The 10,968-nt window shown below is 40.4% G+C and carries 15 protein-coding genes; 9 read left to right on the top strand and 6 right to left on the bottom strand.

The features are described from left to right. The 3 genes from ACFX4L_RS23855 to ACFX4L_RS23845 all read left to right on the top strand — a co-directional run. On the top strand, positions 1 to 220 hold a 220-nt coding region (locus tag ACFX4L_RS23855; RefSeq protein ID WP_377406436.1), incomplete at its 5' end, for a hypothetical protein. Further along, positions 201 to 1,514: a DEAD/DEAH box helicase gene (locus tag ACFX4L_RS23850; protein WP_061464085.1), complete on the top strand. Its 1,314-nt coding sequence runs from the start codon at positions 201 to 203 to the stop codon at positions 1,512 to 1,514. The genes ACFX4L_RS23855 and ACFX4L_RS23850, both read left to right, overlap by 20 nt. 12 nt (positions 1,515 to 1,526) lie before the next feature. Continuing rightward, on the top strand, positions 1,527 to 2,423 hold the full coding sequence (locus tag ACFX4L_RS23845) for a deoxyribonuclease IV (protein ID WP_284470215.1): 897 nt from the start codon (positions 1,527 to 1,529) through the stop codon (positions 2,421 to 2,423). Positions 2,424 to 2,511: 88 nt separating this feature from the next. On the opposite strand, the gene ACFX4L_RS23840 is transcribed toward ACFX4L_RS23845, so the two are convergent. After that, on the bottom strand, positions 2,512 to 2,772 hold the full coding sequence (locus ACFX4L_RS23840) for a DUF2624 family protein (RefSeq protein WP_061464083.1): 261 nt from the start codon (positions 2,770 to 2,772) through the stop codon (positions 2,512 to 2,514). 214 nt (positions 2,773 to 2,986) lie between these two features. Between ACFX4L_RS23840 and ACFX4L_RS23835 the strand changes: the two genes are divergently transcribed. From ACFX4L_RS23835 to ACFX4L_RS23825, 3 genes are read left to right on the top strand one after another with little or no spacing between them, the layout of a single operon-like run. Beyond that, entirely contained in the window at positions 2,987 to 3,751 is a 765-nt protein-coding gene (locus tag ACFX4L_RS23835; RefSeq protein WP_250211687.1) for a metal ABC transporter ATP-binding protein, read from the top strand. A gap of 21 nt (positions 3,752 to 3,772) precedes the next feature. Beyond that, on the top strand, positions 3,773 to 4,606 hold the full coding sequence (locus tag ACFX4L_RS23830; RefSeq protein WP_061464081.1) for a metal ABC transporter permease: 834 nt from the start codon (positions 3,773 to 3,775) through the stop codon (positions 4,604 to 4,606). Positions 4,607 to 4,621: 15 nt separating this feature from the next. Next, positions 4,622 to 5,038, top strand: a complete 417-nt coding sequence (locus tag ACFX4L_RS23825; RefSeq protein ID WP_061464080.1) for a Fur family transcriptional regulator — start codon at positions 4,622 to 4,624, stop codon at positions 5,036 to 5,038. A 43-nt stretch (positions 5,039 to 5,081) separates the two neighbouring features. Here ACFX4L_RS23825 and ACFX4L_RS23820 read toward each other — a convergent pair whose 3' ends face one another. Further along, on the bottom strand, positions 5,082 to 5,666 hold the full coding sequence (locus ACFX4L_RS23820) for a 5' nucleotidase, NT5C type (RefSeq protein WP_089361526.1): 585 nt from the start codon (positions 5,664 to 5,666) through the stop codon (positions 5,082 to 5,084). Positions 5,667 to 5,833: 167 nt separating this feature from the next. Here ACFX4L_RS23820 and ACFX4L_RS23815 point away from each other — a divergent pair, with 167 nt between their 5' ends. Next, on the top strand, positions 5,834 to 6,307 hold the full coding sequence (locus tag ACFX4L_RS23815) for a DUF308 domain-containing protein (RefSeq protein WP_289337339.1): 474 nt from the start codon (positions 5,834 to 5,836) through the stop codon (positions 6,305 to 6,307). A 90-nt stretch (positions 6,308 to 6,397) separates the two neighbouring features. Here ACFX4L_RS23815 and ispG read toward each other — a convergent pair whose 3' ends face one another. The 4 genes from ispG to ACFX4L_RS23795 form a co-directional block, all read right to left on the bottom strand. Continuing rightward, positions 6,398 to 7,510: a flavodoxin-dependent (E)-4-hydroxy-3-methylbut-2-enyl-diphosphate synthase gene (gene ispG / locus ACFX4L_RS23810; protein WP_289321200.1), complete on the bottom strand. Its 1,113-nt coding sequence runs from the start codon at positions 7,508 to 7,510 to the stop codon at positions 6,398 to 6,400. 213 nt (positions 7,511 to 7,723) lie between these two features. Next, on the bottom strand, positions 7,724 to 8,056 hold the full coding sequence (locus tag ACFX4L_RS23805; protein ID WP_061464076.1) for a LysM domain-containing protein: 333 nt from the start codon (positions 8,054 to 8,056) through the stop codon (positions 7,724 to 7,726). Positions 8,057 to 8,135: 79 nt separating this feature from the next. Beyond that, the gene (locus tag ACFX4L_RS23800) at positions 8,136 to 8,291 is read right to left on the bottom strand and encodes a hypothetical protein (RefSeq protein ID WP_377381516.1); all 156 of its coding nucleotides are present in this window, start codon (positions 8,289 to 8,291) and stop codon (positions 8,136 to 8,138) included. Between the two features lie 184 nt (positions 8,292 to 8,475). Further along, the gene (locus ACFX4L_RS23795) at positions 8,476 to 9,243 is read right to left on the bottom strand and encodes a DUF1189 domain-containing protein (RefSeq protein WP_284470218.1); all 768 of its coding nucleotides are present in this window, start codon (positions 9,241 to 9,243) and stop codon (positions 8,476 to 8,478) included. 165 nt (positions 9,244 to 9,408) lie between these two features. On the opposite strand from ACFX4L_RS23795, the gene ACFX4L_RS23790 reads away from it, so the two are divergent. Together ACFX4L_RS23790 and sodA are read left to right on the top strand one after the other, a co-directional pair. Beyond that, on the top strand, positions 9,409 to 9,894 hold the full coding sequence (locus ACFX4L_RS23790) for a DUF456 domain-containing protein (protein WP_377406433.1): 486 nt from the start codon (positions 9,409 to 9,411) through the stop codon (positions 9,892 to 9,894). Positions 9,895 to 10,038: 144 nt separating this feature from the next. Next, a complete protein-coding gene (gene sodA / locus ACFX4L_RS23785; protein ID WP_034308436.1) occupies positions 10,039 to 10,647 on the top strand; it encodes a superoxide dismutase SodA in 609 nt (202 codons plus the stop codon). Positions 10,648 to 10,968: the final 321 nt, after the last annotated feature.

Genomic DNA, 10,968 nt, shown 5'->3' with positions numbered 1-10,968 from the left:
AGGCGCTTGCGCTTTTTATGAAATCCAGCTTCAGCGCCTAGCTCGCTGTGAAAAAGAGGATTGCCCTCACAAGGCAAAAAGCGCCTTATGGGACAATCCCTATTTTCTTCACGAGCTACCCAGGCGCTTGCGCTTTTTATGTAAAATTTATTATAATAACAGGACATGTCTAATGACTGACAGGATAAAGGAGTTTTTTGATGAAACAAAACCAATTTGAACGATTTAATTTGAAAAGCTACATTCTAGATGCAGTTCGTACTTTAGGGTTCGATAAGCCGACGGAAATTCAAGAGCGTGTGCTTCCGTCGCTTTTAAAGGGAAGTAGCTTAATTGGCCAGTCGCAGACAGGTACAGGAAAGACACATTCCTATTTGCTGCCGATTATGAACAGGCTTGATGCTGGTAAAAATGAGGTTCAAGCGATTATTTCCGCACCAACCCGTGAGTTAGCGAACCAAATCTACAAAGAAGCTTTGAAAATTGCTGACCATTTCCCTGAGGATGAGCAGATTCAAGTCCGCTGTTTCATCGGTGGTACTGATAAACAACGAATGATAGATAAATTGAAGACACAGCCACAGTTGGTAATCGGAACGCCAGGCCGGATCAAGGATTTGGTTGAGGCTCAGGCCTTACAAGTGTATACAGCAAAAATGCTTGTAGTCGATGAAGCGGACCTTATGCTAGACATGGGATTCCTTGAAGATGTCGATTTATTTGCATCACGTATGGCTGAAAAAATTCAAATGCTTGTCTTCTCGGCAACCATTCCTGAAAAATTGAAGCCGTTTTTGAATAAATATATGGAGAATCCTAAGTATGTTCAAGTGAATCCGAAGCAGGCGACAGCTGCGAAAATTGAACATGTTCTGGTACCGCTTCGCCACCGTAACAGGGAGCAGTTACTTCATGACATCATTGTTCGTTATAATCCTTATTTGGCGATAGTTTTCACGAACACAAAAAAAATGGCGGATCATGTGGCTAATTCCTTGATTGAAAAAGGGTTGAATGTCGGTCGTATTCATGGGGATTTAACACCTCGTGAGCGTAAAAAAATGATGAAGCAAATCAAAGATTTAGAGTATCAATTCATCGTTGCGACTGATCTGGCTTCCCGTGGAATCGATATTGAAGGTGTAAGCCATATCATAAACTATGAATTGCCATCAGATTTGGATTTTTACATCCATAGGACGGGAAGGACTGCTCGTGCAGGATATTCCGGCATTGCCACTACCATTTATGATACATCCGATGAAGATTCATTGAACCGGCTTGAAAAAATGGGCATCGAATTCCGTGATGCCGATATCCAAAACGGTGATTGGGTTGATATCGACGAACGTAATAAACGGAAAAACCGTAAAAAACAAAAATCTGATATCGATGTTAAAGCGAGCAGGCACGTCAAGAAGCCAACTAAAGTCAAGCCAGGATACAAAAAGAAAATTCAACGCGATGTGGAAAACTTTAAAAAACGCGAACGTCGTATACAGAGAAAGAAATAGGGGAGTAATCAGATGCTGAAGATTGGATCGCATGTTTCAATGAGCGGGAAAAATATGCTTCTTGCTGCGAGTCAAGAAGCGGCTTCATATGGCTCCAACACATTCATGATCTATACGGGGGCCCCTCAAAATACAAGACGTAAAAAAATCGAGGATTTAAATATTGAAGCCGGAAGACTGCATATGGAGGAGAATGGAATAAGCGACATCGTAGTCCATGCCCCATATATCATCAATATAGGAAATACCACGAATCCAGCCACATACGAGCTGGGGGTCAACTTCTTACGCAGTGAAATCGATCGGACCGAAGCGATAGGTGCAAGGCAGATCGTACTTCATCCAGGTGCGCATGTTGGTGCAGGCAGTGAAATGGGAATAAAGAGAATCATCGAAGGTTTGAATGAAGTGCTGACAGCCGACGATAAAGTTCAGATTGCCCTTGAAACGATGGCGGGTAAAGGTACTGAATGTGGCCGGTCTTTCGAGGAGTTAGCGATGATCATTGATGGTGTGACCCATAATGAAAAATTATCGGTATGCTTCGATACTTGCCATACTCACGATGCAGGATATAATATCATTGAGGATTTTGATGGTGTGCTGAATGAATTTGATAAATTGGTCGGTATTGACCGCATCAAGGTCCTTCATATAAACGATAGTAAAAACGAACGCGGCATGCGTAAGGACCGCCATGAAAACATTGGCTTCGGTCATATCGGTTTTAAGGCGTTGAATGATATTGTCCACCATCCGCAATTAAGCACTGTTCCAAAAATCCTGGAAACACCTTATGTAGGGGAAGACAAGAAAGACAAAAAGGCCCCTTATAAATTTGAAATTGATATGTTCAAGAATAATCAATTTGAAGAAGATTTACTGGAAAAAATCGGATCTCAGCAATAATCATAATAGAAAGGGACGATTCATCTTTATTTCGATGAATCGTCCTTTCATTTTACATTTAGTTTAAGTATACTCATTCAAAGTAGGCTTAAAAGGTGGAAGTAAGGTTGTTAAAGAGGGATTCTATTTCCCTGGCTGTGCCTGCTCCGGCAACTTTTGTAATTTGACCCAGTACGTTCTGTCTTTGACGTATATCAAAAATGTTGATTTTTTTACCTGCTAGAAGTGCAGTGATATCCTGTGCTTGTTTTTGGGTGAGTGCAACCCCATGCTGCTTAGCAAGGGAAAGCAGTTCATCAGGGCGAATACTGTTGATTTTATGATTGACCATCATTTCAAATAATTTCAAACGATCTCCTCCTTTGTTAAAACATATGAAGGAAGCAGACGTATGTGAACATGAAAGTTTGTTTGATTTACGGGAATTTGGTTCAGCTAACATTTTTTGATGGTTCAGGGCGGATGGACACTTGTTCAGGGGACCGGATTCTTTACATCTGGACTTCTTTGATTTATACTAACGATTGTTAATCGTAATGATTCTTAAAAAAAAGGTGATCTCTTTGGATAATGTAGTAAACCCCATAATTAAATTAGAAGATATATCTTACAAATATACAAAAGATCTAGTGCTGGAACATGTTTCGCTTGAAATTCCTAGAGGGGCCTTCTTAGCTATCGTTGGGCCGAATGGATCCGGTAAGTCAACCCTTTTGAAATTGCTGCTTGGTCTGTTCAAGCTCCAAAAGGGAAAAATTGAAATATTCGGGGAAGACATAAGGCGCTTTAAAGATTGGCAAAAGGTAGGGTTCGTTTCCCAAAAGGCGAACTCCTTCAACTCAGGATTCCCTGCCACTGTATTTGAAGTGGTTCAAAGCGGTTTGACCAAAAAAATCGGTTTATTCAAGTTTGCAGTCAAAGAGGATAAGCAAAAGGTGAAGAAAGCTTTGGAATCCGTGGATATGCTTGAATATCAGAACCGCAATATCGGAGAATTGTCCGGAGGGCAGCAGCAGAGGGTATTCATTGCCCGTTCACTGGTCAGCGAGCCGGAATTGATGATATTGGATGAGCCCACGGTTGGCGTTGATTCAAAGAACGTCCACCAATTTTATGAAATGCTTGAGATGCTGAATAAAAAATTAGGAATAACACTGATTTTAGTAACCCATGATGTTGGTACTGTGACGGATAAAGTCACACATGTCGCCTGCTTAAATAAAAAACTTCATTTTCACGGGGATGCCTGTGAATATAATGAGTTGAATGAAAGCGAGCTCTCATCCATTTATGGACATGGGGTCCAATTATTAAATCATAATCATTAATATGTTTTGGAGGATAGCCCAATGATATCGGGGATATTGCAATTTGAATTTTTGCAGAACGCATTCTTGACCGGAATCATCATCGGAGCGATTGCGCCATTAGTGGGCGTTTTTGTCGTGGTAAGGCGGATGTCGATGATTTCCGATGCTCTCAGTCATGTAGCGCTTGCTGGTATAGCGTTTAGTTTATTGCTTCAGAAGAGCTTTCTATCTCTAGCAGGATTGAATCCACTTTATATAGGAATGGCGTTTTCTGTAGGTGGTTCATTATTCATTGAAAAATTAAGAGGGGTGTACAAGCATTACCAAGAGCTTGCAATCCCGATCATAATGTCCGGCGGCATGGGTCTTAGTGTCATTTTCATATCCATTGCAAATGGTTTCAATACGGATTTATATGGTTATTTATTCGGCAGTGTCAGCGCCGTCAGCCGGGCTGACTTATATGTCATATTGGCAGTGGGGATAGTCGTTGCATTAATGCTCACCCTATTGTATAAAGAATTATTTCTGTTATCATTTGATGAAGAGCATGCAAAAGCGTCGGGAATACCTTATAAAGCGATTCATTTTATTTTTATTGTCATGGTCGCATTGGTCATTGCCGCTTCTATGAAAATCATTGGCATATTACTGGTTTCTTCGCTCATGACGCTCCCTGTAGCAGCCAGTCTCCGTTTCGCAAAGGGCTTTAAGCAGATGATTGTTTTTTCGGTAATATTCGGTGAAGTATCCGTCATAGGCGGATTATTTTTATCATACAACCTTGATCTCGCTCCTGGTGGGACCATTGTAATAATAGCTGTGCTAATTCTCATCTTGTCAATTTTGTTTGATAAGTGGAAAAATCGATAGATGGGGTGATGTTTTTTGAACGTAACTACTGCCATGCAATTATTAAAAGATAAAGGTTTTAAACATACAGGAAAGAGGGAAGAAATGCTTCAGCTTTTCTCTTCCAGCGATAAATATTTAACGGCAAAAGATGTATTGGAGAATATGAAAAAAGACTATCCAGGGTTAAGCTTTGATACGATTTACCGGAATCTTTCCTTATTTGTCGAATTAGGCATCTTTGAAGCGACGGAGTTGGAAGGGGAAAAGCATTTTCGATTTACATGCGGCCATTCTTCCCATCATCACCACTTTATCTGTTTGAATTGTGGAAAAACGAAAGAAATCGAATTGTGTCCGATGCAGGAACTTCAGGAAAGCTTGAAGGACTACGATGTTTCAGGACATAAATTTGAAATATACGGACGATGTCCTGCATGCAGTGCATCTTAGAAACATAAAAACCATTGACACTCGGTCAATGGTTTTTCCTGTTTCACTTTATAGTTGCCGGTTGCCCTGACATCCAATTATTCACCCAGACAGAAGCTTCTTGCCAATTGTTGACCCGGATCACCCTTTCAGGCACAGGATCTTGGTTGTAAGGGGTATTAAATAAAATCACGGGTATTTTACACTCTTCCGAAATGGCCACTGCATTATCGTGCTTGTCCTCTAAAAAGAGATCGACTTCAAATTTCTTGGCTGCAGCAACTTTATCGTGTGATCCTACAAGCTCGATATGATCATATAGGACTTCGTTGCTCGTGAACCAATTCTTCGTTATATCCAATAAACGGTTGCTCCGGGCACTGATGAAATATAAGTTAGCCTGTTCTGTCCATTTTTCCAATACATCCTTTGCTCCCTCAGCCAATAAAGATTCGGAATAGATGATTGGCTCGGTTTCAATGAACCATTTAGTGAAATCTTCTTTTGGAACATTAACGAATGGGTATAAGTCATACTCCGTTATGTCTTCATATGCTAAATTCAGCTGAAAAGCATTATTTAAAAAAGGGACCATGGAATCAGGTCTCGTAACAGTTCCATCTATATCGATGCCAAATCGTTTTTTCATGATGAATCTCTCCTCATATTCAATACTTGTAATAGTGTAACATATACCAAGATAGCTTTGGTAAAAACCCGTATTTATTTCCAAGACATGAAACCATTTCACGATGGATTCCATCACTTTTTACATACACTATAAATGCTCCATAAACGAAAGTGAGGGATTCACTAATGGAAAAAGATCAATACTCCAGTATTGACGATGAGATGCAATTGACTAAAAAGGGCAGTGAACCATCCGTTGTTGTGGATGATCAGCATCATGAGCGATATTATAATGAAGATACACCTGCAGATGACAGGCGGTATGAAAGTCGTGGGACCATTACCAATAATATGGATAACCAGTATAATGAAGAAACGTCTGCAGAAATTTCAACACCACCTCGAATCAGGGAATATAAGAATAATGAGTCAACTAAGGCTGATGATTCTGGGAATGTTGCTTCAAGAGGACAGGCTATTGGTGTCATAGCTTTGATCATCTCCATTTTATCGTTATTCATGATGCCGTTCATTTTAGGGGTTGTGGGTATAATTGTAGGGATAGTGGCCAGAAGCAGGGGATCAAACTTGGGTACTTGGGCCATAGTAATAGGTGCAATCTCCATCATCGTTGGCATATTCATCCTGCCATTCTTTTAACAATTTGAAACCCTTTGATGTCATTTCTTAAAATGCATCAAAGGGTTTTTAAATAAAAAAAATCCCGATAATGAAAAATCGGGATTTTTTTTATTTATTTTGTAAAGCGGCAGCAGCAGCTTCGGCTCTTTGTTTTTCATAGTACTCTTCAGCGATTTTGTCAATTTCCTTTTTCAGTTCCTCGACCATCGTCTCTTCAGGCACTTTGCGTACAATCTGACCTTTTCTAAACAGCAAACCTTCACCACGAGCCCCAGCTATGCCGATATCAGCCTCACGGGCTTCCCCAGGACCGTTTACCGCACAACCAAGCACTGATACCTTGATTGGTGCTTTAACCGTCTGGATGTACTCTTCAACCTCATTGGCGATCGAGATTAAATCAATCTCGATCCGACCGCAAGTAGGGCAGGAAATTAATGTGGCCATGTTAGAAGCAAGGCCAAATACTTTTAGGAGCTCCCTTGCCACCTTCACCTCTTCGACAGGATCGGCACTTAAGGAAACACGCATCGTGCTTCCAATACCTTGACTTAGGATGGCACCTAGTCCGGCAGCACTTTTTACGGTTCCTGAGAACAGTGTACCTGATTCCGTGATTCCCAGATGTAAAGGGTAATCGAATGCTTTAGAAGCTTTTTCATATGCTTCGATGGCTAAATTCACATCAGAAGCCTTCATGGAAACGATGATGTCATGGAAATCGTGATCTTCCAGGATCTTGATATGGTGTAAAGCACTTTCAACCATGCCATCGGCAGTGGGGTATCCATATTTATCGAGGATCTTCTTCTCGAGAGAACCAGCATTTACCCCGATGCGGATTGGAATTCCTTTAGCCTTCGCAGCTTTCACGACAGCTTCTACCTTTTCACGGCGTCCGATGTTACCAGGGTTTATCCTGATTTTATCCGCTCCGCCTTCAATTGCCTTAAGAGCGAGTTTATAATCGAAATGAATATCGACTACAAGTGGGATGTTTATCCGTTTTTTTATCTCGGGGATTGCATCAGCTGCCCTTTCATCCGGACAGGCGACACGTACGATTTGACATCCCGCCTCTTCAAGACGAAGGATCTCTGCAACTGTTGCTTCAACATCATGTGTTTTGGTAGTTGTCATGCTTTGTACTATAACTTCATTATTGCCGCCAATCGTTAAGTTTCCGACTTTAATTGGCCGCGTCTTGGTGCGATGTATGATTTCACTCAAGTGGAATTCTCTCCTTTAGGAAAAAATCAGTTTTGATTTTTAATTTGTTTCTCTGAAATATTGTATCAATGTACATACCGCTTGACAAGGAAATAGGTCGCATTATCTTTTTTTAACAAGTGAAATTACCCATTACTGGATATATTCGATGCTTAGAAATCCCTTTTAATGGTGCTTGGGAGTGCGCAGATCCCCATTTAGAGGTTATTTATAAACGGGAATCTTATATGTTTTGCCAATCTGCATATTTTCGGGCTTCAATCCTTCATTCAAACTTTGAAAGTCAGAAATGATCGTTTCGATTGGCTGATTAGATCCGACTTTTTCCGTTTCAATGATGGAGAGTAAGGTATCCCCGGGTTTCATGGTGATTTCTTTATAAGCGGCAGATGGTGCGGATGCAGGCTTACTGGCCGGGACGGTCGGTTGGCCTGTAGTGGCCGGTGGATGGGAAGGCGGCAGGGTACCCGTAGTCAAATCGAAATAAATAATAAATAAAGTGAAACAGAATGAGATAAAAAGCAGTAGCCGTTTCAATTTTCCATCCTCCCAAGCTTGTCTTTATTTCATTTATACTTGTAAGAATCTAAAAATATGCCTAAAAATGGGCAGTTTTTCAAATGGAATGTGGGAGGGTCATTCCATTTTTCTTTTTCAGTTGATTAAAATCCTTATTATTTGAATGAATGTTAGTTTCCTTTGGGGTCAGACCAATTTCTCTTGCCTTCATTATGAGTAACAGCCCTTGTACATCAATATTACTCTCCTTCACGTCTATCACCTCTTAAATACTATTTCAACATTAAGTATAAGAATGACTTGGTGAGTATTTTGTCGAATTAAGAAGAGATGAAAAAATATGACTGTAGTCATATGCGGGAAAGCAGGGAGAAACTGCAAAAGCAAAAAGACCCGGAACAGAACAGATGGGTTCCGGGTCTTTTTGCTTTTTAAGGTCAATCTGCGATCTTATTAGCAGCTGTTTCTTTAATGGATAAATATAACATTATCAATGTCACAAACCAGCTAATGATTGAAGCGAATGGAACCGTTGCTTTAAAAGCATCCATGATGGTGAAGAATATGGTGGCAAGTGTAATGCTATATGCACCAATTCTCCATAGATGCCTATAGGAAAGCGAACGGCCAAGGGCATTTTTGAAAAGAAGTCCAAAAGCGGCAAGGATTGTCACTTTAATGAAGATTCCGCTAGCAGTAAACAGGTATAATATAAGTAGTAGCAATGGAAGGATGATCGGTAGCACAGATTCAACTGACTCAAGCCAAGTGGATATTTCCTGATTATCTCCTTCCAGAAGTGAATATGGAGTGGATTGCACGTTGCCGCCAGATACGAACACCAGATCAGACTTTAAAAGGGCGACAGCCTCATCAGCTTTTGCAGCTACTTCTTCCGGGGTCAAGGTCCCCGTACCATCTACAAAAATTTGATATCCGTTTTTATTCAGGCTAAATGGTTCACCTTCTTCAGTCGTCAACGTGCCATTTTTGATTTCAAATGCAGGTAAGTCTTCAGATACTGTTTCATTCATGGCATCTATCCCGTCAACTATCATTGTACCGAAATAAAAAGCTGAAGGGAGAAAGGCAATGAGACTTATAAAGAATACGAATAATATCGTTTTCCCGATACCTTGGCTTTGAAAGGAAGCGATATCTTTAGGAGAATATATGCTTACCCATAGTTGTTTGAATATGTTCAATGTTTTCAGCACCTAACTATATAAGATTCCTAACCAATTTTAACTATTTGGGAAAAATAAAACAACCTGTTTTCTGCTTCAATGGTTTCAACCATTAATAAAGAGGCAATTATGGAGTGATAGAGGAAAAAATAATAAATGAAATGAGAAAGGGCGTTTTTAGTTATGGATACACTATTTTGGATAATAATTATCCTCATGTTCATAACGGGCTTTGTCGGTCTGATTTTTCCGATCATCCCAAGTGTTTTATTCATATTCGGCGGAATATTGTTATATGGACTATTTTATTCCTTTGAACCATTTGGCTGGTTTTTCTGGACTGTCCAAATTTTATTCGTCATCCTTTTATTCGCAGCTGATTATATAGCAAACATGGTTGGAGTCAAAAAATATGGCGGAACGAAAGCGGGGGTTTGGGGCAGTACGATTGGGCTTCTGGTCGGACCATTCGTGATTCCGTTCGTCGGAATTCTAATAGGCCCATTCATCGGGGCATTCTTGGCGGAAATCCTAGTCCATAAAAAAGACCCGGTTACTGCTTCTAAAATCGGCCTTGGTTCCGTTGTAGGTTTTATAAGCAGCGTAATCACCAAAGGCATCATTCAACTTCTGATGATAGGATATTTTATATACGTGGTATTCTCATAGGAAATAAAATCGAAAAATGAAAAATTGAGGCATAAGGTTTGAAACGGTTACAAAAATTTGATACTCTATTGCTAGCGAGCTTCAGGTATCTTTCCAGAACTGAAGCCCTCAAAAAAAACAGCTTACATAGGGAGGAATTTTATAATGGCTTTTGAACTTCCACAATTACCGTATGCATATGATGCATTAGAACCACACATCGACAAAGAAACAATGAACATTCACCACACTAAACATCACAACACATATGTGACAAACCTGAACAATGCCCTAGAAGGCAACCAAGAACTTCTAAGCAAAAGCGTTGAAGAAATTGTCGCTAACCTTGACGCAGTACCTGAAGCTGTACGTACAGCTGTACGCAACAATGGTGGCGGACATGCTAACCACACATTATTCTGGGAAATCCTTTCACCTAACGGCGGCGGACAACCAACTGGTGAATTAGCAGATGCTATCACTTCTAAATTCGGAAGCTTTGACAGCTTTAAAGAAGAGTTCGCTAAAGCGGCTACTACTCGTTTTGGATCTGGCTGGGCTTGGCTTGCTGTCAACAACGGCGAATTGGAAGTAACAAGTACACCGAACCAAGACAATCCATTATCAGAAGGTAAAACTCCACTTCTTGGATTGGACGTTTGGGAACATGCTTACTACCTAAACTATCAAAACCGTCGTCCTGAATACATCAATTCTTTCTGGAATGTTGTAAACTGGGATGAAGTTGCAAAACGTTACAGCGCTGCAAAATAATTAGTAAGAAAAAGACAGGAACTCCTTTACAGGAAATCCTGTCTTTTTTTTGTTTATATATGGATGGCAGTATCTATAAGGTAACCAGTGTAAGTGCAACTATTTCTCTGTCTTCGCCATCCTGTCTTGCCAATCGAAGAGTTTTCTTTACACTGTTCAAAATGCAGGAAAGGAAAATGCGTCAAGGACCTTAGCGGTAAACAGTGTAAGTGCAACTACTTCTCTGTCTTCGCCATCCTGTCTCGCCAATCGAAGAGTTTTCTTTACACTGTTCAAAATGCAGGAAAGGAAAATGCGTCAAGGACCTTAGCGGTAAACAGT

The sequence above is a fragment of the Peribacillus sp. YIM B13482 genome, assembly GCF_042787975.1.
In the GTDB taxonomy this organism is placed as follows: Bacteria; Bacillota; Bacilli; order Bacillales; family DSM-1321; genus Peribacillus; species Peribacillus simplex_A.
This window is presented reverse-complemented; position numbering and strand designations above follow the sequence as displayed.